Raw genomic sequence first — 25,264 nt, forward strand, 5'->3', positions numbered from 1 at the left:
GAAGATCGTCGAGACCCTGATCGAGGAGGCCCTCAAGCTCGCCGAGCAGATGCAGGCCGACGGCGTCGAGTCCGGCGCCCCCACCGTCACCGCCGGGGAGTGACCGGCGGACGGTAGTTTCCGGAAGCGGGGCCGTCCGTCCACGGACGGCCCCGCGGCCGTAGCCGGGTGGGGCCACGGAGTAGGGTGCGGCCAGAGTCGTCTCAGTGAGGTGCTGTCTCGATGCTCGATCGAGGTGTGATGCTCCCCAGCTCGTTCCAGGTCGCCCGCGCGCTGGCGACCACCCGTGTCCTGGAGGCACCGGACCTGGCGGACACCCTGGAGGTGCTGCGCCGCAACCCGGTCGCCAACGCCTTCGTCGCCACCCGGGTCGAGGCCGTCGGGCTCGACCCCTGGCGGCTCGGCGGGGAGATGTGGGGCTGGTACGACGAGCACGGCGAGCTGGACGCGCTCTGCTACGCCGGGGCCAACCTGGTGCTGGTGAACGCCGGGCCGGCCGCCGTCCAGGCCTTCGCCGAACGGGCCCGCCGCCAGGGCCGCCGCTGCTCCTCGATCGTCGGCCCGGCCGACGCGACCGCCGCGCTCTGGGCGCTGCTGGAGCGCAGCTGGGGGCCGGCCCGCGAGGTCCGGGCCCACCAGCCGCTGATGGCCGCCACCGTGCCGTCCGCCGAGATCGCGCCCGACCCGCTGGTGCGGCGGGTGGAGCGCAGCGAGGTCGAGACCGTGATGCCGGCCTGCGTGGCGATGTTCACCGAGGAGGTCGGGGTCTCCCCGCTGGCCGGGGACGGCGGGCTGCTCTACCAGGCCCGGGTCGCCGAACTCGTCTCCACCGGGCGCTCGTTCGCCCGCTTCACGGACGACGGCCAGGTGGTCTTCAAGGCCGAGATCGGCGCCGTCACCGAGGGCGCCTGCCAGGTCCAGGGCGTCTGGGTGGCCCCCGAGTACCGCGGCCGGGGCCTGTCCGAGACGGGCATGGCGGCCGTCCTCGACATCGCCCTGCGCGAGGTCGCCCCGGTGGTCTCGCTGTACGTCAACGACTACAACCTGCGGGCCCGCGCGGCCTACCGCCGGGTCGGCTTCCGCGAGGTCGGCGCCTTCATGAGCGTGCTGTTCTGATCCCCGACCGCGTTCGGGCCGTACGGGTAGTAACGTCCGGGGCATGGATCAGCTGACCGGGGTGACGATCGAGGCCATCGACCTTGCGGCCTGGGCGCCGCAGGCGCTCGAGGTCCAGGCGGTGGCGTTCGGGCTGACGCCCGAGGAGGTCGCCGTCCGGCTGCACATCGTCGGTCGGCACGCCCAGCAGCCCGGGGTGATCGCCTTGGGGGCGCTGAGCGGCGACCGGCTGGTCGGCTTCGGGTACGGGATGCCCAACCGCCGGGAGCACTGGTGGAGCACGGTGATCCAGCCCTACCTGGAGCAGCGCGGGTACGGGGACTGGCTGGACGAGGTCTTCGCGATCACCGAACTGCACGTGCTGCCCGGGTTCCAGGGCCAGGGCATCGGCTCCTCGCTGATCCGCACCCTCTGCGAGCGGTCCGGGCTGCGGCGCAGCATCCTCTCCGCGATCGACGCCGAGACGCCCGCGCGCCGGCTCTACCGGGCGCTCGGCTACCAGGACCTCGCGCGCGCCGTGCACTTCCCGAACACCGACCGGCTGTACGCGGTGATGGGCGCCGCACTGCCGCTGCGCGGGCGGCCGGATCAGAGCGCGCCGGCGAACTCCAGGTAGAGCTCGGCGTCCTCCCGGCGGCCCACCGCGAGGGCGCGCAGTCCGGTGGCCGCGGCGCGGAACAGCGTCCAGCCGCGCAGGCGCTCCTGGTCGACCTCCAGGGCGTCGGAGAGCTGGTGCAGCCGGCGGCGGACGGCGGCGGCCGCGCCGGGGGAGCCGATCAGGGTGTCGGCCCGGTCCATGGCCAGTCGGGCCAGGTCGTAGGCGCGCTCCCCGACCAGCGGCCGGGGGTCGATCGCCAGCCAGGGCGCGCGGTCGGCGGCGAGCACGTTGCCGTGGTGGAAGTCGCCGTGCAGCAGGAAGTCCTCCGTGGCGGAGGCGGTCAGGCCCTCGGCGCGCTCCAGGGCCTCGGTGACCAGGGCGTCGGCGTCGGCCGCGCCGGGAAGTTCGCGGTGGCGGCGCAGTTCGTCGGAGGTGGTCGCGACCCGGTCGGCGAGCGAGGGGAAGGGGTGGCCCTTGGAGGCCGGCACCCAGAGGCGGTGCAGCAGGCTGGTGGCCTCCAGCGTGGCCTTCGCCTCGGCGAGCGAGCGCAGCGGGATGTCTCCGTGCAGCCGCTCCAGCAGCAGGACCCCCTCGGCGGGGTCGGCGGCGAGCAGCAGGACGGCGCCGCGGCCGGCCCAGTGGGTGAGGGCGGCGTGCTCCTGGGCGGTCTCCGGGGTGACCAGCCCGGTCTTCAGGACGGCCGGGGTCAGGTCGTCGCGGTGGACGTACCCGACCAGGCTCAGACTGCCCCCGGGGTCGAGCACCCGCTCCAGCGTGAGGTCCCAGCGCGCGAGGTGGGCGGCCACCCGGGCGGGCAGCTCCGTGAGCCACTGCCGTCCTGCCGCGCCCCCGCCCTCGCCGACGCTTCGCGCCAGCCACTCGGGGACGGTGATCTGCCCTGGTGCTGCCGACATGCTGGCCTTCCGGTTGGTGCTTCCCCCGTGGTGCTACCTGTCCATTGTCGGCCATGCGACCGAAACCGCAGGTCAGCGATGAGGAGGGCGCGGGGGCCGGCTCAGGGGGCGGTGGTGGGGGAGGGCGTGGGGGCCGCAGAGCCGGTCGGGGAGCCGGTCGGGGAGCCGCTCGGGGAGCCGGACGGGCTGGTGGCGGGGTCGGGGTCGGGGAGGCCCGGGAAGGCGGTGGGGGCGGCGCCCCAGCGCTTGGCGCGCAGGGCGCTCTCGCGCAGCGCGTCGGCTGCGGCGGTGCGCTGCGGGCCGGTGACGGCGGTGACCAGGTCCGCGTAGACCGTGGTGAGCCTGGTCTCGAGGTGGGCGGCGAGCTTGGCGGCGCCCGCCGCGTCGGTGACCGCGAACGGCAGCTGGTAGCCGGCCGCGGCGGCACTCGGGGTGGCGCCGGTGCTGCTCACCAGCCGCTGCCAGGCGTCCCGCCGGGCCTGGTGGGCGGCGTAGGCGGTCCGGGCGTCGGTGCGCTGGTCCTCCGGGAGCCGGGCTCCGACCACGCCGTAGCCGTAGACGGCGGCGTGTTCGGCGCTCAGCGCGCCCTGGAATGCGGCGACCGCCTCGGCGCCGAGCGCCGCCCCGGTGCCGGACGCAGCGGCCGAAGCGGAGGCGGAGCTGGAGGGGGACAGCGAGGCCGATGCGGAGGCGGACGTGGAGGCCGACGGCGAGGCGGTGGGGGAGGCCGGGGTGGACGCCGTGGGCGCGCCGGTCTGCACCGGGGCCGGGGCGGCGGCGAGCGGGGCGCTGTCACCGAGCGCGACGGCGTGCAGCACCCCGGCGGCGGAGACCGAGGCGAGCAGCCGGGCCAGCTGCGGGGAGGCGGCGCCGAGGTCGGCGAGCCGGGCCTGCGCGGTCTGTCGTTCGAGCGAGGCGAGCGCCGCGGCGGTGGCGATGCCCGTCCCGGCGGCGGGAGCCGACGGCGAGGCCGCAGCGGAGCCCGCAGCGGAGGCCGGAGCGGAGGTGGTGGGGGAGGCCGATACCGGAGTGGAGGGGGAGGCCGACGGCAGCCCGGCGGCCAGCGCCGCCCGGTGCTGGACGACCTCCGCCCGCAGCGGCTGGAGCTGCGCCGCCTGCCCGGCGCCGGGGCCGGTCAGCAGGGCGTCGTACCCGGCGAGCAGCGTGTCGGTGGCGGCGACCGCGCGCAGCCGGACCGGCTCGTCCGGGTCCGGCCGGCGGCGTTCGCCGGGCGCGGTTGTGGTGTCCTTGCCGTCGTCGGTGCACGCGGTGAGCGCCGCGCCCGCGGCGAGGAGCACCCCGAAGGCCAGGAAGGTCCGTCGGCTGGGCGGCTGCATCGGCGTCACTCCGGGGCGTGTACGGGAGGACGGCCTGCCCGCCTGCCCTCGTTGGCGTGAATGATTACAGAATCCTCACGTTACCGGGCCCCGATTTCGCCGAGCGGTACCGCGGTCGACCGGTGTGAGCTTGCTCGCAGTGGGTGTCGCACGGCGGCCGGGCGCCGTGCGGAATCGGTGGTTGGCTCCCCGACCGGATAGGCTTTGGGCCGAGCTGCCGCGACCCGGCCTGCGCCGAACCGGGCGCCAGGGGGCGCGGTGCGACCTTCTGACAACAGCAGACGCGGCCGAGGAGTCCACCCGGATGAGCACCACCCACATCGACCGGCTGCGTGTGTTGCTGGAGCCCCTGGCCGCCCAGGCGGGCCTGGACCTGGAGGACGTGAAGGTCACCCAGGCGGGCAGTCGCCGGCAGGTGCAGATCGACGTGGACGCCGACGGCGGCGTGGACCTCGACGCCATCGCCGAGTTCAGCCGCGAGGTCGGCGAGGCCCTGGACGCGTCCGACGTGATGGGCAGCGGCGCGTACGTGCTGGAGGTCGGGTCGCCGGGGGCCGAGCGCCCGCTGGGCGAGCCGCGCCACTGGCGCCGCGCCGAGGGCCGGCTGGCGAAGATCCACCTGGTCGACGGCGGGGAGATCGTCGCCCGGGTACTGGAGGCCGACGAGGACGGCGCCCTGGTCGAGGTGCAGCCCGTGAAGGGCCGCGGCCGCGCCAAGGAGCGCCGTCTGGAGTACTCCGAGGTGGACCGGGCGCGCGTCCAGGTGGAGTTCAACCGCAAGGACGAGAAGCTCCTCGACGAGGCCCCGGACTTCGCGGACGACGAAGCCGACGAAGCCTCCGAGGAGGGGGACGACGGTGTGCAGTGAAGGCCTGCGCACCGACCGCACCATGACGAACGTGACGAAAGACGAGGAGGCGTAGCCGTGGACATCGACATGAGTGCCCTGCGCACGCTGGTCAACGAGAAGAACATCCCTTTCGACCTGCTGGTCGAGTCGATCGAGTCCGCCCTCCTCACCGCGTACCACCGCACCGAGGGCTCGCGCCGTCGGGCCCGGGTCGAGCTGGACCGCAAGTCCGGCCACGTCACGGTGTGGGCGACGGAGGACCCGGCGGAGCTGGACGAGGGCGTCGAGCCCAAGGAGTTCGACGACACCCCGAACGGCTTCGGCCGGATCGCGTCCAGCATCGGCATCCAGGTGATGATGCAGCGCCTGCGCGACGCCGCGGACGACCAGACCTTCGGTGAGTACGCCGGCAAGGAGGGCGACATCGTCACCGGTGTCGTCCAGCAGGGCAACGACCCGAAGAACGTGCTGGTCGACATCGGCAAGCTGGAGGCCATCCTGCCGCCGCAGGAGCAGGTCCCGGGCGAGGACTACCGGCACGGCACCCGCCTCAAGTGCTACGTGGTCGCGGTCCGGCGCGGTGTCCGCGGTGCGTCGGTGACGCTCTCGCGCACCCACCCCAGCCTGGTGAAGAAGCTCTTCGCGCTGGAGGTCCCGGAGATCGCGGACGGCAGCGTGGAGATCGCGGCGATCGCCCGCGAGGCCGGCCACCGCACCAAGATCGCGGTCTGGTCGCGCCGGGCCGGCCTGAACGCCAAGGGCGCCTGCATCGGCCCGATGGGCAGCCGGGTGCGCGCGGTGATGGGCGAGCTGCACGGCGAGAAGATCGACATCGTCGACTGGTCGGAGGACCCCCGGGACATGGTCGCCTCGGCGCTGTCCCCCGCGCGGGTGACGAGCGTCGAGATCGTGGACCTCCAGCAGCGCTCCGCACGGGTGATCGTGCCGGACTACCAGTTGTCGCTGGCGATCGGCAAGGAGGGGCAGAACGCCCGCCTGGCCGCCCGCCTCACCGGCTGGCGGATCGACATCCGTCCGGACACCGAGGGCCAGCCGGAGGACCGCCCCGAGGGCGGCCACCGGGAATCCTCGGACCAGTAGTCAGCGTTGTCCTGGGCTCCCCGCCGGTCCTCCCCGGATCGGCGGGGCGGCGCCATGTCCCTTCGGAGGGGTAGACTTGCCTTCGTCTGGCCGGACGCATGTCCGAGCACGCCCGGAACGCACCTGCGTGGGCTGCCGCAAGCGAGCGGCCAAGCACCAGCTGTTGCGTGTCACGGCGGTTGAGGGCGTCTGCGTCCCCGATCCCCGTGGCGCACTGCCGGGCCGGGGCGCGCACCTGCACCCCGATCCGACCTGCCTCGACCTCGCGGTCCGCCGCCGGGCGTTCCCCCGGGCCTTCCGGCTCCAGGGCACGCTCGACACGGAGCGGCTCCGCGAGTACATCGGGGAGCGGGTGGACGGCACCCCGGCGCCCTGATCCACTCAGGCCCGTTCGGCGGAGCACCACCCGCTACGGCCGCCGCTCCACGCGGCGGAGAACCACCGCAACAAGCACAGTGCGCGGGCAGCCGCACGCCGTGCCACCAGTCAGGTACCTCGCGATGTGGAAGTAGGTCGAGATTGCGATGAGCACTCGATGAGTACGCGATGAGTACGCGATGGGTACGCCCATGAAGTAGCGACGGTCCGGCGGACGAGACACCCCGGACTCATAGACAGGAGTGAAGTGGCTAAGGTCCGGGTATATGAACTCGCCAAGGAACTTGGCTTGGAGAGCAAGGCCGTCATGGCCAAGCTCACCGAGCTCGGTGAGTTCGTCCGTTCGGCGTCCTCGACCATCGAGGCGCCGGTCGTACGCAAGTTGACTGACGCGCTGGGCGTCGCCCCCACCGGTGGCGCTGCCAAGCCTGGCCCGCGGAAGCCCGCGGCGCCCCAGCCGGCCGGCGGTTCCGCCGCCGGTTCGGCCGCACCCAAGCCGGGTGCCCCCACCCCGGGTCCGCGCCCCGCCGCGACCCCGGGACCTCGTCCCACCCCCGCTGCCGCGGCGCCCGCCGCCCCGGCCGCGACCCCCGCCGCCGCCCCGCGCCCGGCCGGTGCGCCGACCCCGGGCCCGCGCCCGGCGGCCCGCCCGGCCACGCCGGCGGCTCCGGCCGCCCCGGCGGCCGAGTTCTCCTCGCCGGCCCCCGCCGGTGACGCCGCTCCCGCCGAGCGTCCGGCCGCCCCGGCCGCGCGTCCGGCTGCGGCCGCTCCCTCCGCCGGTGCCGGCGCCCGTCCGGGCCCGCGTCCGGCCGGTCCGCGTCCGGGCAACAACCCGTTCACCTCCGGCAGTGCGACCGGCATGGCCCGCCCCGGCGACCGCCGTCCGGCCGCGCCGGGTGCGCGTCCGGGTGCCGGTGCTCCCGGTGGCGAGCGTCCGCCGCGTCCCGGTGGCGACCGCCCCCGTCCGGGTGCCGGTGCTCCCGGTGGCGAGCGCGCGCCCCGTCCAGGTGGCGACCGTCCGCGTCCGGCCGGTGCCCCCGGTGCCGACCGTGGCGCCCCGCGTCCCGGTGGCGACCGTCCGCGTCCGGCGGGCGGCCCCGGTGCCCCCGGTGCCGGTGCCCCCCGTCCGGGTGGCGCCCCGCGTCCCGACGGCATGCCCCGTCCGGCCGGTCCGCGTCCCGGCGGCCCGAGCCCGTCCGGCATGCCGCGCCCGAACCCGGGCATGATGCCGCAGCGTCCGGCTCCGGGCCCGCGTCCCGGCCCCGGTGGCCGTGGTCCCGGTGGCCCCGGCGGCCGTCCGGGTGGTCCCGGTGGCGCCGGTGGCGCCCGTCCGGGCTTCGCCGGTCGTCCGGCCGGTCCGGGCTCGCGCCCGGCCGGTGGCTTCGGCGGCCCCCGTCCCGGTGGCGGTGCCCCGGGTGGCGGCGGCGGCTTCGGCCCCCGTCCCGGCGGCTTCGGCGGCCGTCCCGGCGGCCCGGGTGCCCGTGGTGGCACGCAGGGCGCCTTCGGTCGTGGCCCGGGCGGTCGCCCGGCTCGCGGTCGCAAGTCGAAGCGGGCGAAGCGCCAGGAGTACGAGGCCATGCAGGCCCCGTCCGTCGGCGGTGTGATGCTGCCTCGCGGCAACGGCCAGACCGTTCGCCTGTCGAGCGGCGCCTCGCTGATGGACTTCGCGGAGAAGATCAACGCCAACCCGGCCGCGCTCGTCTCCGTCATGTTCAACCTCGGTGAGATGGTCACCGCGACCCAGTCGGTCTCCGACGCCACGCTGCAGCTGCTGGCGGACGAGATGGGCTTCGTCCTGGAGGTCGTCAGCCGCGACGACGAGGACCGCGAGCTGCTGGAGTCGTTCGACATCGACTTCGGCACCGACGAGGGCGACGAGGACCAGCTGGCCCCGCGCCCGCCGGTCGTCACCGTCATGGGTCACGTCGACCACGGTAAGACCCGACTGCTGGACGCGATCCGCAAGTCGAACGTGGTGGCCGGCGAGGCGGGTGGCATCACCCAGCACATCGGCGCCTACCAGGTGGCCACGGTCGTGAACGGCGAGGACCGCCCGATCACCTTCCTCGACACCCCGGGTCACGAGGCGTTCTCCGCCATGCGTGCCCGTGGTGCCAAGTCCACCGACATCGCGATCCTGGTGGTCGCGGCCAACGACGGTGTCATGCCGCAGACGGTCGAGGCGCTCAACCACGCCAAGGCCGCGGGTGTGCCGATCGTGGTCGCCGTCAACAAGATCGACGTCGAGGGCGCCGACCCGACCAAGGTCCGCGGTCAGCTGACCGAGTTCGGTCTGGTGGCCGAGGAGTACGGCGGCGACACCATGTTCGTCGACATCTCCGCGCGCCAGGGTCTGAACATCGACCAGCTGCTGGAGGCGGTCGTGCTGACCGCCGACGCCTCGCTCGACCTGCGGGCCAACCCGGACCAGGACGCGCAGGGTATTGCGATCGAGGCCCACCTCGACAAGGGCCGCGGCGCCATGGCGACCGTGCTCGTGCAGCGCGGTACCCTCCGCGTCGGCGACTCGATCGTGGTCGGCGACGCCTACGGCCGCGTCCGCGCGATGCTGGACGAGAACGGCAACAGCCTCAGCGAGGCCGGCCCGTCCCGTCCGGTGCTGCTCCTCGGTCTCACCTCGGTGCCCCGCGCCGGCGACAGCTTCATCGTCGTCGACGAGGACCGCACCGCGCGTCAGATCGCCGAGAAGCGCTCGGCCCGTGACCGCAACGCCGCGTTCGCGCAGCGCCGGGTCCGGGTGTCCCTGGAGGACCTGGACAAGGCCATCGCCGCCGGCGAGATCGAGCAGCTCAACCTCATCATCAAGGGTGATGTCTCCGGTTCCGTGGAGGCCCTGGAGGACGCGCTCGTCAAGCTGGACGTGGGCGAGGAGGTCGAGCTCCGCATCCTGCACCGCGGTGTGGGTGCGATCACCGAGTCCGACGTCAACCTGGCGATGGGCTCCGACGCCATCATCATCGGCTTCAACGTGCGCGCCGAAGGCCGTGCGCGTACCGCGGCCGACAAGGAAGGCGTGGACGTCCGGTACTACTCGGTCATCTACCAGGCGATCGAGGAGATCGAGTCGGCCCTCAAGGGCATGCTCAAGCCGGAGTACGAGGAGGTGCGCCTCGGTTCCGCGGAGGTGCGCGAGGTGTTCCGTTCCTCCAAGTTCGGCAACATCGCCGGTGTGCTGGTCCGCGAGGGCCTGCTGCGCCGCAACGCCAAGGCCCGCCTCATCCGCGACGGCCGCCTGGTGGCGGAGAACCTCTCCATCGAGGGTCTGCGCCGCTTCAAGGACGACGCGACCGAGGTCCGCGAGGGCTTCGAGGCCGGTGTGACCCTGGGGTCGTTCAACGACATCAAGGTCGACGACGTCATCGAGACCTACGAGATGCGCGAGAAGCCGCGCGGCTAAGCAGGGCTCACCGGGGCCGGTCGACGGGTGGAAATTCCCGTCGACCGGCCCCGGTCTCGCTGTGTAGGGTCCGGGGTAGTCAGACGAGCACCACCAGCCCGGTTCAGGGCTGTCCCCGAGGCCCCCAGGTCGGCGAGACCTGTCATACATGTTCGTGGGAACACTCACCTTCGACCTGCTGCTGGGCGACGTCCACTCGCTCAAGGAGAAGCGTTCGATCGTGCGGCCCATCGTGGCCGAACTGCAGCGCAAGTACAGCGTGTGCGCTGCCGAGACCGGGAACCAGGATCTGCACCGCAGGGCCGAGATCGGCCTCGCGGTGGTGTCCGGCGAAGCCGGGTACGTCACCGAGATCCTGGACAGCTGTGAGCGGTTGGTCGCCGGCCGCCCCGAGGTACAGCTGCTCTCCGCCAGGAGGCGCTACCACAACGACGACGATGAATGAGGTCTGCGGTGAGGTCCGGCGCACGTCGCCGTTCTCACACAGATCAGGACCGAGAGCGCCCACAAGGCTGGGCGCGGGCCGGTACTTTGGGGCATGGGCCCCGACGGGTGAGCGATCGACCCGGATACCCGGCCCACTGCACGAGGAGGCAACGTGACCGACACCGCAAGGGCGCGCAAGCTCGCCGACCGCATCCAGGTGGTCGTCGCCCAGACCCTGGAGCGCAGGATCAAGGACCCGCGTCTGGGGTTCGTGACCATCACCGACACCAAGGTGACCGGCGACCTGCGCGAGGCCACCGTCTTCTACACGGTCTACGGCGACGACGCCGAGCGCGAGTCCACGGCGGCCGCGCTGGAGAGCGCCAAGGGCGTGCTCCGCTCCGAGGTCGGCAAGCAGACCGGGGTGCGCTTCACCCCGTCGCTGACCTTCGTCGCGGACGCCCTGCCGGAGAACGCCCGGAACATCGACGACCTGCTCGACCGGGCCCGGCAGATCGACGCGGCGGTGCGCACCACCGCCGCCGGCGCGACCTACGCCGGTGACGCGGACCCGTACAAGGTCCCGGGCGCCGAGCGTGACGACGAGGACGAGTAGTCATGGCAGGTGAGCCGGCGAAGGCCGGTTCGGTAGCCGGAGCAACCGCGGGGGCGTCCTCCACCAGCACGGTGGAGGGTGCCCTCGCGGTGCTTCCGGGGCCGCGCGCCGAGGCGCCCGGCTTCGAGCTGGTCTGGCAGCAGGTGGTCGCCGAGATCGGGCGGGCCCGGTCCATCGACCTGATCTGCCACATCTGCCCGGACGGCGACGCGCTCGGCTCGGCCCTGGCGGCCGCGCTGGCGCTGCGCGGGCTCGGCCACGAGGTCCGGGTGTCCTTCGGCGACGACCCGCAGATCGTGCCCGAGTCGCTGGCCTTCCTGCCCGGCCAGGAGCTGATCGTCCCGGCCTGCGAGGTGCCCGACGAGCCGGAGCTGGTGCTCTGCTTCGACGTGGCCGCGGAGAGCCGGCTCGGCCTGCTGCACGACAAGGCCTTCGCGGCGCCCGTCCTGGTGGTGTTCGACCACCACGCCTCCAACCCGGGCTTCGGCACCCACCAGCTGATCGACCCGAGTGCCCCGGCCACCGCCGTCCTGGTGGACGAACTGCTGCGCCGGCTCGGCGTGGAGCTCGACCAGGACCTCGCCACCTGCCTCTACACCGGCGTCGCCACCGACACCGGCTCCTTCAAGTACGCGGCCACCACCCCGGCCACCCACGAACTCGCCGGGCGGCTGCTGGCCACCGGCATCCGGCACGACCTGATCTCCCGGCGGCTGTGGGACACCTCCTCCTTCGGCTACCTCAAGGTGCTCGCCCGCGCGCTCGACCGGGCCGTGTACGAGCCCGACGCGGCCGACGGCCTCGGCCTGGTGTGGACCTGGGTGCCCTACCAGGACATGGTGCTGTTCAGCGTCACCGTCGAGGAGATCGAGGGCCTGATCGACATCGTGCGGCGCCCGGCCGAGGCCGAGGTCGCACTGGTGCTCAAGCAGGACCCGGACGGCACGCTGCGCGGCTCCTCGCGCTCCAAGGGCGCGGTGGACGTCGCCGCCGCCTGCGCCGCGCTGGGCGGCGGCGGCCACACCTACGCGGCCGGGTTCTCCACCCGGGACGACGTGGCGGCCGTGGTGGAGCGGTTCCGCGGCGCGCTGCGGCCCGCCAACTGATCATTTCCAGAGAAAGAACCCGATGAAGCGCAAGGGAACCGGCCCGGACGGCCTGGTCATCGTCGACAAGCCGGAGGGCATCACCTCGCACGGGGTGGTCGCCAAGCTGCGGTGGCTGGCAGGCACCCGCAAGGTGGGCCACGCCGGCACGCTGGACCCGATGGCCACCGGCGTCCTGGTGATCGGCGTCGAGCGGGCCACCCGGCTGCTCGGCCATCTGATGCTGACCGCCAAGACCTACGAGGCGACCATCCGGCTCGGCCAGACCACCGTCACCGACGACCGGGAGGGCGAGGTCACCGCCTCGGCCCCGGCCGACGGGGTGACCCGGGAGGCCGTCGACGCCGGCATCGCCGCACTCACCGGCGAGATCATGCAGGTGCCGTCCAAGGTCAGCGCGATCAAGATCGACGGCAAGCGGTCGTACGCGCGGGTGCGCGAGGGCGAGGACTTCGAACTGGCCGCCCGCCCGACCACCATCCACTCCTTCACCGTGCACGGGCAGCGCGCGGCCGTGGCCGAGGACGGCACGCCCGTGCTCGACCTGGACGTGACCGTGGAGTGCTCCTCGGGCACCTACATCCGGGCGCTGGCCCGCGACCTCGGCGCCGGGCTCGGGGTCGGCGGCCACCTCACGGCGCTGCGCCGCACCAGGGTCGGCCCGTACGGCGTGGAGTCGGCGCGGACCCTGGACCAGCTGGAGGAGGCGGTGAAGGGCGAGTCCCCCACCGGGCTGGAGGTGCTGCCGATCGGCGAGGCCGCGGCCGCGGCCTTCCCGCGCTGGGACCTCGACGCCGACCAGGCGAAGCAGCTGTCGCACGGCGCGCGGCTGAAGGCCCCCGGCCTGGGCGTGGACGGGCCGATCGCGGTCTTCGGGCCGGACGAGCGGTTCCTCGCCCTGGTGGAGGAGACGGGCGGCCAGGCGAAGCCGGTCGCGGTGTTCGTCGGCTGAGGCCGCACGGGAGTCGCGAGCCCCCGGTCGCCGTCCTCGGACGGCGGCCGGGGGCTCTTCGCTGCGTCGTTCACCCGGACTGGGGAGCGCGCGAGGTGAACCGCGGTGGTGACCGGCGCAGGCGCGGTCGGGCCGCGCCGGGGAGGGGCAGGCTCCCGGCGGCGAGCAGGTCGCCGCGGCGAGTCCCCTCCCGGGCCGCCCGGCCCTGCGGGGAGGCTGCGCGAGATGCCGGATTTCCTGGACGGCGACGGGGTGGCGGGCGATCCGGGGCGGTACCTGCTGCGGATCCGCGACCTCGGCGGACGGCTGCACGGGCTGGGGTTCGTGGTCGACCCGCAGGGCACCGTGCTCACGGCGTACGAGGGCGTGGCCGGCCTCGACCGGATCGTCCTGCACACCCCCGGCGGGCAGACCCGCGTCCTCGGCCCCGACAGCGTGCTGGCGCTGCCGCAGCACGGGCTCGCGCTGCTGCGCACCGACGCGGTCGGCGGGCTGCCGGTACCGCCGCTGCCGATCGCGTCGGCCGGCCCGGGGCACCGGGTCGCGCTGGCGGGGCTGAGCGGGGAGGGCGAGCGGGCGGTGGCGCTGCGGGCCGCGGTGCTGGGCACCGCCACCGTCGTCCACCCGGTGCGGGGGGAGCGCCGCCACCCGGTCGGCGGGGTGCTGCTGCTCGACCTGGCGGCAGGCGGCGCGGCGGCCGCGGTACCGGCCGGGGCGCCGGTGCTGGACGCCCGCAGCGGCGCGGTGGTCGGCGTCGTCGCGCCCTCGCTGGGCGGCTCGCAGTCCGAGGGCCCGCAGGGTGGCGGTGCGCAGCCCGGCGGTGCGCTGACGGCGGTGCCGGCTACGGGCGGCGGGCCCGGGGAGCCGGCGCCCGAGCTGGCCGAGGCACTGGCCAGGAACGCGGAGGGCGTCCCCGGGTACGGCCCCGCGCTCAACCTGGCCGGGGTGCTGCGGCTGGCCGCCGTGCAGCTGGCCGCCGCCGGCGCGGGCCCTGGGCGGGTCGCCGCCCTGGCCGCCGACCGGGTCGACCGCCCCGACGGGCCGCCCGGGGAGGAGCCGCCGCAGCCGTTCACCGCGCTGGTCGGTGCCCCGGGTAGCGGCCGGACCACCGAGCTCGCCGCACTCGCCGTCCGGCGGACGGCCGCCGCCCGGCCGCTGCCGACGCTCTGGCTGCGCGGCGCCGACCTCCGCCCGGAGGACGGCTCGCTCGCCGACGCGGTCGGGCGGGTGCTGGCACCGGCCGCGCTGGAGCTGGGCACGCCGCCACCGCCGCCGCCGGGCGAGGTGGCGGCGCTCTGCGCGGCGGCGGGGCGCCCGCTGCTGGTGGTCCTGGACGGCCCCGAGGAGGCCCCCGCCCCGCTCGGGCCCGCCTGGCTGCGGGCCACCGCGCAGTGGCTCGCGGACAGCGGCGCAGCGCTGCTGACGGCCTGTGGCGAGGAGACCTGGGAATGCCTCTCGGCAGGGGCCTGCGACGAGGCCGCCGCCGTCCACCGGCTCGGGCCGCTGCCCGCGGAGGCCGCGGAGCGGGTGCGGCGGCGCTACGGGGTGCCGCCCGGCTGGGCGGCTGAGGCGGACGCCCGGCACCCGCTGGCGCTGCGGCTGGCGGGGGAGCTCTGCGCGGAGGGGCTGGCCGGGGAGGCCGTCCGGCGCGGCGAGCTGTTCGCGGCCCACCTCGACCTGCGCTGCCTGCGGGTGGCCCAGCGGATCGCGGCGGACGGGCACCCCCGCCGCCCCGGCGCCCACCGGAAGGGCGCCACCCGCCCCGCGGGCCGCCGGCCCGGCCGGTCCCGGCGGCTGGCGGCGGCGGTGGCCGGCCGGGTGCACGAGGCGGCCCGGCGGATGCTCGGCGCCGGGCAGGGCGGCCTGGACCGGGCCGCCTTCGAGGAGCTGTTCCCGACCGCCGGCGGCTGGGCGGCGGCGGTTCTCGCCGAGGGCCTGTTCGTCCCCGCCGGGCCCGGCTACCGGCTGGCGCACGGCGAACTGTCCGACTGGCTGCAGGGCCTGCACCTGGATCTCGACGCGGCGCTGCGGCTGCTGCTGGGCGAGGCCGAGGACACCAGGCCCGCCGGGCAGGCCCGGGGCGTGCCCAGGCACCGGATCGGCCCGGTGGCGGCCGCGCTCCAGCGGCTGGCCGAGACCTGGGGCGCGCCCGCGCTGGACCCGTGGCTGCACCGGATCTGGCGGGCCCTGGACCTGCGCCCGCCCGGCAGCGAACCCGCCTGGTGGGCGGGCGGCCTGCTGGCCGCCGGGCTGGCCGCCAGCCCGGACGTCGGCGAACACCGCGCACTGCTGGACCAGTTGGCCGGCCGGATCGCCGAACGGGCCGCCGCGGCAGGCGGGTTCGAGCAGCTCCCGGCGGCCGGGCTGGGCCGCTTCGGCCCGGCGTTCTGGACCGGCCTCGGGCTGCCCGCCGGGCACGAACTGGCCCTGCTGCGCCGCCTGGTGGCCGTGGACGGGCCCGGGCAGCCCTTCCTGACCGCCGTCGCCGACCGGCTGCGCACCGACCCGGCGGCCGCGATCCCGTGGCTCTGCACCTGGTTCGACGACCCGCACGGCCTGGTGGCCAGGCCCGGCACCACCGTCGCCGACCTCGCCCACGACCTGCTGTACGCCCACCGCAGGCTCGCCCTGGACGATCTGACGGAGGCGCTCGCCGACGCCGCGCGCCCGGGGGCCGACGCCCTGCTGACCGTCCTCGCCGCCGAGGAGCCCTCCGCGCTCTGTCGGGCGGTGGACCGCTGGAGCCACGACCCGCGGCCGGAACGCCATGTCGCCGCCGCCGTCCACGCGCTGCGCACCGCCCCGCACGCGAGCGGAGCCGGCCGGGAGCTGCTGCGGTACACCGCGCAGACCCTGCTCGCCCGCGAGGAGGAGCCGGGCCTGCACGGCGCCGCGCTCGCCCTGCTGGTCCAGGACGGACCGGCCGGGGCGGCCCACCTCCCGGCCGCCCTCGCCGTCTACCGGCGCGGCGAGGACCCCTTCCTGACCGCGCGGGCGCTGGCCCCGGCCCTGGAGAGCGACCCGGAGGCGGTGCTCGCCGCCCTCGCCGAGCGGCTGCCCGAACCCGGCGCGGCGGTGGCCGAGGCGCTGCGCGTCCTGGCCGACGCCCGCTCGCCGCTCGCCGCCCGCCGGGGCGCCGAGCTGGCCGGGCGGCTGCTGCGGGAGTGCCCGGTCCTGGCCGGACCGATCGCGGTCGACTACCTGGGCCGCCGGCTGGCCCGGGGCGGCGCCGAGGGCCCGGCCGCCCGGCTGGAGCTGCGGCTGCTGCTGGGCGGCGCCCTGGCGGCCCGCACGCCGGCCGTGCGCCGGCCGTTCGCCGAGGTGCTGGCGACCCCGGTGCCCGGAACCGGCGCGGACGCCCTGCGGCGCGACCTGCTGGACACCCTGCTGGCCGCCGAGGGAGACCCGGCGGTGCTCACCGCCGCCCTGGAGCGGCTGGCCGAGGGCTGCGCCGGCGACGGGCGACCGGACCGGACCCGCGCCCTGGTGGCCAGGGCGGCCGCCGGACTCCCCGCGGCGGACGAGCTGCTGGTGCGCTGCGCCGACCGCTGGCCGGCCTTCGCGCTGCTGCTCCTGCGGTGGCCCGGGGAGGCCTCCCCGCCCCCGCCCGCGGGGCCCCGGCTGGACCGGCTGCGGGCCCTCGTGGCGGTCGGCCGCGACCCGCGGTACGCCGCCGCCGAGGCCGTCCGCGAGCCCTCGCCCGGACCGGTACCCGAGCCCGTGCGGCCCGCCGGACCCCCGGCGGTGCGCCCAACCCGCCTTCCGGTGCCGAAGCAGGGCCAGACGCATGGCACGCTATAGGGGTTCGGGTTTTGAGCGTTTGAGCGTACAGAAGGTACGCGCCGTACGGAACAAGGAGCGGTCAGGGTGCAGCGCTGGCGTGGCCTGGAGGAGATCCCCGGTGACTGGGGACGCAGCGTCGTCACCATCGGTTCGTTCGACGGTGTGCACCGCGGACACCAGCTGATCATCAACCGGGCGGTCGAGCGCGCCCGGGAACTCGGCGTCCGCTCGGTGGTGGTCACCTTCGACCCGCACCCGAGCGAGGTCGTCCGCCCGGGCAGCCACCCGCCGCTGCTCGCGCCGCAGCCCCGCCGCGCCGAGCTGATCGAGGCGCTGGGCGTGGACGCCGTCCTGGTGCTGCCGTTCACCGCGGAGTTCTCCCAGGAGGCCCCGGAGACCTTCGTCCGGCAGGTGCTGGTGGACGCGCTGCACGCGCGCACCGTCATCGAGGGGCCGAACTTCCGCTTCGGGCACCGGGCGGCCGGCAACGTGGCGCTGCTCGCCGAGCTGGGCGTCCCGGCCGGCTTCGACGTCGAGGTGGTCGACCTCCAGGTGAGCGGGGAGGCGGGCGGCGGCGAGCCGTTCTCCTCCACCCTGACCCGGCGGCTGGTCGCGGCCGGCGACGTGGCGGGCGCGGGTGAGGTGCTGGGCCGTCCGCACCGGGTCGAGGGCGTGGTGGTGCGCGGTGCGCAGCGCGGCCGCGAGCTGGGCTACCCGACCGCGAACGTGGAGACCGTGCCGCACAGCGCCGTCCCGGCCGACGGCGTCTACGCGGGCTGGCTGACGGCCGACGGCGAGCGGATGCCGGCCGCGATCTCGGTCGGCACCAACCCGACCTTCGACGGCACCGCCCGCACGGTCGAGGCCTACGCCATCGACCGGGTGGGCCTGGACCTGTACGGGCTGCACGTGGCCGTCGACTTCCTGGTCTACCTGCGCGGGATGGAGAAGTTCGACTCCATCGAGGCGCTGCTCGACCGGATGGCCGACGACGTCAAGCAGTCCCGCGAGCTCACCGACGCCGGCTGACCCGCAGGACCGGGCCGACCCGCACAGCGCACAGGGGCCCGCCGACCGCTCGGAGACGAGTCGGTCGGCGGGCCCCTGCGTTGCCGCTACTGCTGCGGCGGCGGGCCCTGCTGGGGGTAGCCGTACCCGGCCGGCGGTGCGGGCGGTTGCTGCTGGCCGTCGGGCTGCGGATAGCCGTAGCCGCCCTGCTGCGGGGGCTGCTGCTGCCAGTCCTGCGGCAGCGGCTGCGCACCCGGCGCCCCGGGCTGCGGCTGGGGGTAGCCGTACCCGGGCGGGGGCGGCGGGGCCTGGCCCGGCTGCGGGGCCCACGGCGCGCCGGGGGCCGGCTGGCCGCCCGGGTAGCCGCCCTGGCCGGGCTGCTGCGGCTGGTACGGCTGCTGCTGCGCCTGCTGCGGGTAGCCCTGCTGCTGCGGGTCCGCGTACGGCTGCGGCTGGCCCGGGTACTGCTGGGTCTGCTGCTGCCAGCCGGCCTGCTGGGCGGCGGCCTGCTGGGCGCGGATGATGTCCTCGCCGACCAGGGTGGCCAGGTCGAAGTAGGCCTCGCGGACCTTGGGCCGCATCATGTCGAGGTTGACCTCGGCGCCGGCCGCCAGGCTCTCGTCGAAGGGGACCACGATCACGCCCCGGCAGCGGGTCTGGAAGTGCGCGACGATGTCCTCGACCTTGATCATCTTGCTGGTCTCGCGGACTCCGGAGACCACCGTGATGCTGCGCTGGACCAGGTCGGCGTAGCCGTGCGCGGACAGCCAGTCCAGGGTGGTCGAGGCGCTGGAGGCGCCGTCCACGCTGGGGGTGGAGACGATGATCAGCTGGTCGGCGAGGTCCAGCACCCCGCGCATCGCGCTGTAGAGCAGACCGGTGCCGGAGTCGGTCAGGATGATCGGGTACTGGCGGCCGAGGACGTCGATGACCTGGCGGTAGTCCGAGTCGTTGAAGGTCGTCGAGACGGCCGGGTCGACGTCGTTCGCCAGGATCTCCAGGCCCGAGTGCAGGTCCTGCGAGGTGAACTGACGGATGTCCATGTAGCTGCGCAGGTGCGGGATGGCCGTCACCAGGTCGCGGATGGTCGCGCCGGTCTGGCGCTTGACCCGGCGGCCGAGGGTGCCGGCGTCCGGGTTGGCGTCGATCGCGATCACCTTGTCCTGGCGCTCGCTGGCCAGGGTCGCGCCGAGCGCGGTGGTGGTCGTGGTCTTGCCGACGCCGCCCTTGAGGCTGATCACGGCGATCCGGTAGCAGCTCAGCACCGGGGTGCGGATGACCTCCAGCTTGCGGCCGCGCTCCGCCGCGGCGGCCTTGCCGCCGAACTGGAAGCGGGGCTGCTGGCGTTGCTGCTTGGGCTGGTTGCGCAGCAGGCGGTCCGAGGACAGCTCGACGGCGGCGGTGTAGCCGAGCGGCGCGCCGTGGGCGACCTGCTGCGGGGCGGGGCCCTGCTGGAAGGCGGCGGGCGCCTGCGGGACGCCGGCCTGCTGCTGCCAGGGCTGGCCGCCGGTGGCCGGCGGCATCGGCTGCTGCGGCTGGGGCTGTTGCTGCTGCGGGGGCTGCTGGTAGGCGTTCGGCTGCGGCCAGCCGCCCTGCCGGGGGTCGACCGGCGGGGACTGCGGACCGGGCGCCTGCGGACCGGGCAGCGGCTGGCCGGCCTGCTGAGCGGCGGCGGCCTGCTGGCGCGCCTGTTCGGCGGCCCACGCGGCGGACTGCTGCGGGTCCGGGTACGGCTGGGGCTGGACCGGCTGAGCGGCCTGCTGCGGGTCGGCGTACGGCGGTTGCTGGGCGTGCTGTGGGTCCGGGTACGGCGGAGCCTGCGGGGCGGCGTGCTGCGGGTCCGGGTAGGGCGGCTGCTGGGCGTGCTGCGGGTCGGCGTACGGCGGTTGCTGCTGCGGGTCCGGGTACGGCGGAGCCTGGGGCGCGGCGTGCTGCGGGTCCGGGTAGGCCTGCGCCTGCTGCGGCGGGGCCTGCTGGTCCGCGTACAGCCGGGCCGGGCCGGGCTGCTGCTGGTACGCCGCGCCGTCCGCGGGCGGCCACGGCTGGGCGGCGGCCTGCGGCTGCTCGGGCACCTGGGTGGGCGCGGGGCCCTGGGTGGGCGCGGGCGCCGGGGCGGGCCCGGGTGCGGGCACCGGCGGCGCGGCGAACGGGACGTGCTGCGCCTCGACGTGGGTGGCCGGCACCGGTGCGGGGGCCTGCACCGGCTCCGGGGCGGCGGTCTGCGGCGCCACCGGCGCGGGACCGGGCGCCGGCGCGGCCGCGGACTCGGGGACCGGGGGCGGGACCGGGACAGGGGTCGGCACCGGCGGGGCGGCGGCCTCCACCGGGGGAACGGGCGGCGCCACCACGGTCGGCGTGGGCGCCGGACCGGGCGCAGCAACCGGCACCGGGGTCGGCACCGGCACCGGCACCGGCGCGGGGCCGGGCGCCGGGCCCACCACTCCCGGCGGTCCGGGGGCCGGCCCGGGCGCCGTGGGAGCGGCGGGCGCGGGCGCGGGCGGTGGAGCCGCCGCGGAATCCGTCTGGATGTACCAGGACGGGGGAGTGTAGTCGGGCGCGTCGGACCAGTCGTCGTCGTCCTCCGCCGCGTTGTCGCCGACGTAGACGCCGTCCCGATCGCTGCTCACCTTGGGCTCCCTCGTGTTCGCCGCCGCTGTCCGCGGTGCCGTTGCCGCATCAAAGACTAGGGCGTGTGCCACCCCTCGTTGAAGGCGGAGTCACATCTCGCCGGGTGTACGCCGGAGGAGTGAACACGACCCGCGACGGCACCGCGGGGGCCCGTCAGTCCATCCGGCGCGGGCCTCCGAGGACCTGCTGCTCGGCCTGTCCGGGAATGGTGCGCACGTACTGGCGGCGCATCCGCGTCGTCCAGAGCGTGATGTCCTCGCCCAGGTTGGGCAGCGACTCGACGTCCTGGCGGCCGAGCGAGAGCACCCGTCCGAGCAGGTCCGCCTCCTGCGGGGAGACCCGCTGCACGCCGACCAGGTCGGCCGCGTTCAGCACCCGGGCCGCGTTCGGGCCCAGGTACGGCAGCAGGGTCAGCGTGGTCTGCCAGGGCGCGGCGGAGAGCCGGCTGCGCGGCGGGCGGGCGCCGAGGTCGCGCACCACCAGCACCGGCGAGGTCACCGAGGCGCCCTGCGGGCCGAGCCTGCCGACCTGGTGGACCGTCACGCACGGCTGGCCGCCGCCCGCGGCCTGTGCCATCGGGCCCCACAGCTGCGCGCGGCCGGTCTCCACCGCGATCCGGGCGCCGGTCGCGGCGGCCCGCAGCGCGATGATCTGGGCGGTCCAGACGCCGCCGACCAGGACCAGGTCGTAGGCGGTCGGCCGGAACAGGCCCAGTACGGCCGGCTGCTTGTGCGAGTCCTCGCCGATCACCACGCCGTCGTCGCCGACGGGGAAGGCGAGCGCACCGAGGTCCTCGGTGGTCAGCACGTGCTTCTCCCGGCGCGGGCCGCGCAGTCCGAAGCCCGGCAGGATGCGGGGCCGGACCCGGGCCTGGCCGTCGCCGGGCTGCGGGGCGGGGGCGGTGAAGGTCTGGTACGCCATCAGGACGCTCCTCCCAGGGGCAGGGTGGCGAGCAGGCCGGGGGCCTGCTCCAGGTCGAGCCGGGCCAGCCCGAGGCCGGCGCTCTGCGCCCGGGCCTCCACCAGGCGCCCGACCTGGTCCACCTCGCTCTCGCTGCGCCCGGTCACCCGGACGTGTCCGCTGATCGTCACCGAGCCGCCGGTGCCGTGTCCGGCGGTGAGGCTGAAGGTGCTGGCCAGCGCGGGTGTGCCGGTGACCAGGTTGACCAGGTCGGGGGCGGCGATCCGGCCGGGGGTGCCGCCGGGGCGGCTGAGCTGCGGCCAGCGGGAGATCCAGTACGTGCTGTGCCAGCGGTCGTCGATCCGCCAGAACCGGTTGCTCTCCTGGGTGCGGCGGCCGCTGCCGGCACCGCCGCCGGTGCCCTGGCGCCCGGCCACCGCGAGCGGGTTGGCGCAGGTGGAGATGGCCAGGGCGGCGATCAGCTCGCGCTCGTCGAGCACGGTCGCGTTGAAGCCGGCGCCGTTGAGCCGCCCGGCCAGCTGGTCGGTGACCCGCTGGAGGGCCTTGCGGGCGCCCTCCTCGCCGCCGCCGCGGGCCCGGACGGCGGTGGCGGCCCGCTCGGGGTCGAGCTTGAGCGCGACCCAGGTCAGCCGCAGGCCGGGGGTGGCGGTGCCGTCCGGGAGCTCCTGGTAGGCGCGGGCGGCCAGCGACTGCTCGGGCAGGTGCGGGGCCGGCGCGGGCTGGGTGTGCTGGACCAGCTGGACGGACTCCAGCGTGATGTCGTCCACCTGCAGTGCCGAGCAGACCACGTCCAGCGGGAGCGGCAGCGCGGTGCGCGCCGGGCGCAGCGGCTGGTCCTTGGCCTGGACGAGCAGCACCGAGCTGAGGAAGGTGCCGTCGCCGACCATGCCGGTCTCGCGGCGCACCGGGCGCCCGCCGAAGTCGGCCTCGGTGGCGTGGGTGCAGGTGCGCAGGGCCGGTTCCAGCTCCAGCGCGGGGGCGAGGGCCGGGTCGGTGCCGGCCGGCGGGACCGTGGTCCTGGCCTGCTTCCGACGGGCCTTCAGGGCGGCCCGCACCCGCAGCGCGTCCGGGATGGTGCGGCCGCGCAGCGGGATCACGGCGAGCACGACCAGCGCCAGGGCGACCGCGCCGAAGGCGCCGGCGACCGGCTTGCTGATCGTCCAGCCGACGGCGACCAGCGCCACCGCGACCTCGACCAGCACGAGTTGCTGGAGCCTCAGGCGGCCGCCGAGCAACCCCGGCCGGGGGTGGACCCGGACCGGTACGGGGGCGCCGGAGCCGCCGGCGGGCGCGGGCAGCGGCGCTCCGGCGGGGGCCGGATCGTGCTGTGCGCGGCGGCCCGACCGGCGCGACCCCCTGCCCTGTGCCGTGCTGCGGCGCCCTGGAGCGGTCTGACTTGGCATCCCCCGAGTGACCCTCTCTGATCAGTTGTCGCGGCCCGGTTGGCCGGTTCGCGAACCGTACCCGTACCGTACTCACCGTCTGCTGCCGCATCGTAGAGGGTTCGACGCCACTCGCGCCCGGCGGGTGCGGACCACGGGGTATGTCGGTCAACAGGGGAGACGACGAGCATGGCATCGCGCCGGGACGAACTGAACGCCTACACCTTCGCCCGCAAGCGCACGGTCGGGGCCTTTCTGCTGCCCGGCGGCGGTGGCAGCGACGAGGACGCGCCGCGCCCGGTCAAGGCGGTCCTGCCGAGCGTCATCGTGGCGGCGCTGGTGGTCGGCGGGTTCGGCGTGTGGGGCGTCTTCAAGCCGGGGGCGCCGGTGGGCTGGGACGACGGCAAGAACGTCGTCCAGGGCAAGAAGTCGACCACCCGGTACGTGGTGCTGACCGACCCGGACGGCAAGACCAAGCGGCTGCACCAGGTGCTCAACATGTCCTCGGCCCGGCTGGTGCTGCCGGTGGACGCCAAGGTGGTGGTGGTCTCCGACGACGTGCTGGACAAGTACCCGCACCACGGTCCGACGATCGGCATCCCGTACGCGCCGGACAAGCTGCCCGCCAAGGACCGGGCGAGCAAGCCGATGAAGTGGTCGGTCTGCGACCGCCCGGGCTCGGACCAGTACCAGCAGACCGTCAACCAGGCGGTGTTCGTGGCGGCTGGCGACGATGCGACGGCGCTGGCGGCCAGGGACCGGGTGCTGGACATCGACCAGGCGCTGCTGGTGCAGCTGACCGACGAGCAGCAGGTCGTCGCGCAGCCCGGCGCCGGCCAGCCGCCGGTCGACCAGAGCAAGCTGAACCTGTACCTGGTCGATGCGCAGGGCCGCAAGCACGCCATCGGCGGCACCCAGACCTCCGACAAGGACAAGCAGTCGCTGATGACGGCCGTGTTCGGGGCGACCGCGCAGCCGCAGAAGGTGAAGAAGGACTGGCTGGACACCCTGGCGACCGGCAGCGCCGTCCAGTTCCCGACGGTCGACGGGCTGGTGCCGGACGTCAAGGCCCCCAACTCCACGGTGGCGCTGCAGAACCCGGAGGACCGGAAGATCGGCCGGCTGGTCCGCTACGGCGACCAGCACTACGTGGTCGGCAAGGACCAGCTGTTCACCATCACCGCCTTCCAGGCGGAGCTGATCCGTCAGAACCCCGCCCTGCAGGGCCTGTACAACCAGGACGCGAACAAGAACCCGCGGGTGGACGAGCTCACCCCGGCCGACCACAGCAGCTTCGGGCTGGCCGCCGGGCCGCTGAAGGGCGTGGGCGCGGACTGGCCCGCCAAGGCGGGTGCGCCGGCCAACAACTGGAAGGCGCCCAAGGACCCGCGGCTGGTGGTCTGCAGCACCTTCGACGGGGTGGCCGACGACGGCAAGACGCCCAGGCGCAGCGTCTGGGCGGGCCCGGACTACCCGGCGCAGTACAGCAACGGCGCCGGCTCGGCGCACGTGACCCCCGGTCACGGCCTCTTCTACCGGGCGATGGACAACGGGATGGGCGGCTCCGGAAGCGACTTCCTGATCACCGAGACGGGTCTGCGCTACTCGGTGCCCGCCAACACCGACGGCGGCAACAAGGACGCGCAGGCGGCGGCCGGCCAGCCGGCCGCGAGCGGTGCCCCGAAGGCGCCGACGGCCCAGCCCAGCGCCTCGGCGGCCGCGCCGCAGGCGCAGGAGGAGGCGGGCGGGAACCAGGCCCGGCTGGGCTACCAGGGCCTGCAGCCGATCCCGGTGCCCAAGGAGTGGTCGAGCCTCGTCCCGGCCGGTCCGGCTCTGAACGCCAAGAACGCCAGGCAGCAGCAGAACGCCTGACGCCGTGTCCGGTAACGGAATTGGCCTCAGTGTCATGGTCTGGTAACTACGGCTCTCCCAGTGTTGGGCGAGCTGCGTGTGCCGACTACAGTGCTGCTGGACATCACACCGGTGATGCGACGGCCGGGCCGGGATGGCCTGCCGGACACAGCGTCTGTCTCATGGGGGACGGTAGAGCATGGGTCAGTTCAAGACGACCGCGGAAGAGATGCTGGCTTTCGCCAAGCACATGGACCAGGTCATCGGCCAGATCGAGGGCGAGATTCGCACCCTCGACAGCCTGGTCGGCTCGATTGCCGCGGGATGGCAGGGTCAGGCTGCCACCGCCTACAAGTCCCTGCAGACGCAGTTCAACGAGGATGCGGTGGAGCTCAACAAGTCGCTGAAGGCGATCAAGGAAGCGATCGAGGTCACGACCAAGCAGTACTCGGCCACCGACGCGGACCAGCAGGCCGCGTTCAAGGCCTGAGCCTCGGCCTGACGGGTCATCCATCGCCACCCCGGTGACGGGGTGCGCCGCTTCCTCGACTAGGAGACAACGTGTCCGACCAGCACATTCTCGTTAACTTCGAAGCCGTCAAGAGCGCCGGTGCCGAGGTTCGTCGCACCGCCAAGCAGATCTCGAGCCAGCTCGAGGAGCTGAAGAGCGGCGTCACCAAGATCGCCGCCAGCTGGGAGGGTGTCGCCCAGCAGGGCTACCAGGCCCACCAGGCGAAGTGGGACCAGCGCGCCGCGCACCTGCAGCAGGTGCTCGAGCAGATCGCCAAGTCGCTGGACAACGCCGCCGACAGCTACCAGAGCACCGAGAAGAACAACGCCCAGCTCTGGGGCTGACGAGGTGCTCCCACCCCGCGAGGG

20 protein-coding genes are annotated in these 25,264 nt (G+C 75.1%); 15 read left to right on the forward strand and 5 right to left on the reverse strand.

Translation table 11 applies throughout. The features are described from left to right. Positions 1-240 precede the first annotated feature (240 nt). Positions 241-1,116 (forward strand): GNAT family N-acetyltransferase, encoded by an 876-nt coding sequence (locus ACGFZP_RS38630; RefSeq protein WP_392941983.1) that lies wholly within the window; start codon positions 241-243, stop codon positions 1,114-1,116. Between the two features lie 43 nt (positions 1,117-1,159). After that, positions 1,160-1,732 carry a GNAT family N-acetyltransferase gene (locus ACGFZP_RS38635; RefSeq protein ID WP_392941919.1) on the forward strand — a complete coding sequence of 191 codons (573 nt, stop codon included), beginning with the start codon at positions 1,160-1,162 and terminating at the stop codon, positions 1,730-1,732. Here ACGFZP_RS38635 and ACGFZP_RS38640 read toward each other — a convergent pair. Together ACGFZP_RS38640 and ACGFZP_RS38645 are read right to left on the reverse strand one after the other, a co-directional pair. Beyond that, positions 1,705-2,628: an aminoglycoside phosphotransferase family protein gene (locus ACGFZP_RS38640; protein WP_392941921.1), complete on the reverse strand. Its 924-nt coding sequence runs from the start codon at positions 2,626-2,628 to the stop codon at positions 1,705-1,707. The genes ACGFZP_RS38635 and ACGFZP_RS38640 overlap by 28 nt on opposite strands. Positions 2,629-2,729: 101 nt before the next feature. Beyond that, positions 2,730-3,302 (reverse strand): ferritin-like domain-containing protein, encoded by a 573-nt coding sequence (locus tag ACGFZP_RS38645; protein ID WP_392941986.1) that lies wholly within the window; start codon positions 3,300-3,302, stop codon positions 2,730-2,732. Between the two features lie 967 nt (positions 3,303-4,269). On the opposite strand from ACGFZP_RS38645, the gene rimP reads away from it, so the two are divergent. The 10 genes from rimP (at position 4,270) to ACGFZP_RS38695 (ending at position 17,624) form a co-directional block, all read left to right on the forward strand. Further along, on the forward strand, positions 4,270-4,833 hold the full coding sequence (rimP, locus tag ACGFZP_RS38650) for a ribosome maturation factor RimP (RefSeq protein ID WP_392941924.1): 564 nt from the start codon (positions 4,270-4,272) through the stop codon (positions 4,831-4,833). Positions 4,834-4,890: 57 nt separating this feature from the next. Further along, a complete protein-coding gene (gene nusA, locus ACGFZP_RS38655; RefSeq protein ID WP_387952675.1) occupies positions 4,891-5,916 on the forward strand; it encodes a transcription termination factor NusA in 1,026 nt (341 codons plus the stop codon). 76 nt (positions 5,917-5,992) lie between these two features. Then, positions 5,993-6,292 (forward strand): YlxR family protein, encoded by a 300-nt coding sequence (locus ACGFZP_RS38660; protein ID WP_392941928.1) that lies wholly within the window; start codon positions 5,993-5,995, stop codon positions 6,290-6,292. A 249-nt stretch (positions 6,293-6,541) separates the two neighbouring features. Continuing rightward, entirely contained in the window at positions 6,542-9,712 is a 3,171-nt protein-coding gene (gene infB, locus ACGFZP_RS38665; protein ID WP_392941930.1) for a translation initiation factor IF-2, read from the forward strand. Between the two features lie 148 nt (positions 9,713-9,860). Beyond that, complete coding sequence (locus tag ACGFZP_RS38670) at positions 9,861-10,157, forward strand: DUF503 domain-containing protein (protein WP_030397729.1); 297 nt, start codon at positions 9,861-9,863, stop codon at positions 10,155-10,157. Positions 10,158-10,310: 153 nt separating this feature from the next. Next, a complete protein-coding gene (gene rbfA / locus ACGFZP_RS38675) occupies positions 10,311-10,754 on the forward strand; it encodes a 30S ribosome-binding factor RbfA (RefSeq protein ID WP_387951977.1) in 444 nt (147 codons plus the stop codon). A gap of 2 nt (positions 10,755-10,756) precedes the next feature. Beyond that, the gene (locus tag ACGFZP_RS38680; RefSeq protein WP_392941935.1) at positions 10,757-11,860 is read left to right on the forward strand and encodes a bifunctional oligoribonuclease/PAP phosphatase NrnA; all 1,104 of its coding nucleotides are present in this window, start codon (positions 10,757-10,759) and stop codon (positions 11,858-11,860) included. Positions 11,861-11,882: 22 nt separating this feature from the next. Then, positions 11,883-12,812 carry a tRNA pseudouridine(55) synthase TruB gene (truB, locus tag ACGFZP_RS38685; RefSeq protein ID WP_392941937.1) on the forward strand — a complete coding sequence of 310 codons (930 nt, stop codon included), beginning with the start codon at positions 11,883-11,885 and terminating at the stop codon, positions 12,810-12,812. A gap of 225 nt (positions 12,813-13,037) precedes the next feature. After that, entirely contained in the window at positions 13,038-16,613 is a 3,576-nt protein-coding gene (locus tag ACGFZP_RS38690; protein WP_392941940.1) for a trypsin-like peptidase domain-containing protein, read from the forward strand. Positions 16,614-16,679: 66 nt separating this feature from the next. Continuing rightward, positions 16,680-17,624: a bifunctional riboflavin kinase/FAD synthetase gene (locus tag ACGFZP_RS38695; protein ID WP_392941942.1), complete on the forward strand. Its 945-nt coding sequence runs from the start codon at positions 16,680-16,682 to the stop codon at positions 17,622-17,624. Between the two features lie 86 nt (positions 17,625-17,710). On the opposite strand, the gene ACGFZP_RS38700 is transcribed toward ACGFZP_RS38695, so the two are convergent. The 3 genes from ACGFZP_RS38700 to eccE form a co-directional block, all read right to left on the reverse strand. After that, positions 17,711-20,230 (reverse strand): AAA family ATPase, encoded by a 2,520-nt coding sequence (locus ACGFZP_RS38700; RefSeq protein WP_392941944.1) that lies wholly within the window; start codon positions 20,228-20,230, stop codon positions 17,711-17,713. Between the two features lie 154 nt (positions 20,231-20,384). Beyond that, a complete protein-coding gene (locus ACGFZP_RS38705) occupies positions 20,385-21,152 on the reverse strand; it encodes a hypothetical protein (protein WP_392941946.1) in 768 nt (255 codons plus the stop codon). After that, complete coding sequence (gene eccE, locus ACGFZP_RS38710) at positions 21,152-22,555, reverse strand: type VII secretion protein EccE (protein ID WP_392941949.1); 1,404 nt, start codon at positions 22,553-22,555, stop codon at positions 21,152-21,154. Before eccE ends, ACGFZP_RS38705 begins: the two co-directional genes overlap by 1 nt. 168 nt (positions 22,556-22,723) lie before the next feature. Between eccE and ACGFZP_RS38715 the strand changes: the two genes are divergently transcribed. The 3 genes from ACGFZP_RS38715 (at position 22,724) to ACGFZP_RS38725 (ending at position 25,240) form a co-directional block, all read left to right on the forward strand. Further along, positions 22,724-24,406, forward strand: coding sequence for a type VII secretion protein EccB (locus ACGFZP_RS38715; protein WP_392941952.1), 1,683 nt, complete (start codon positions 22,724-22,726; stop codon positions 24,404-24,406). Positions 24,407-24,584: 178 nt separating this feature from the next. Continuing rightward, on the forward strand, positions 24,585-24,875 hold the full coding sequence (locus ACGFZP_RS38720) for a WXG100 family type VII secretion target (protein WP_387951960.1): 291 nt from the start codon (positions 24,585-24,587) through the stop codon (positions 24,873-24,875). A 71-nt stretch (positions 24,876-24,946) separates the two neighbouring features. Then, positions 24,947-25,240, forward strand: coding sequence for a WXG100 family type VII secretion target (locus tag ACGFZP_RS38725; RefSeq protein WP_387951958.1), 294 nt, complete (start codon positions 24,947-24,949; stop codon positions 25,238-25,240). Positions 25,241-25,264: the final 24 nt, after the last annotated feature.

The sequence above is a fragment of the Kitasatospora sp. NPDC048239 genome, from assembly GCF_043202015.1.
Taxonomy (GTDB): Bacteria; Actinomycetota; Actinomycetes; order Streptomycetales; family Streptomycetaceae; genus Kitasatospora.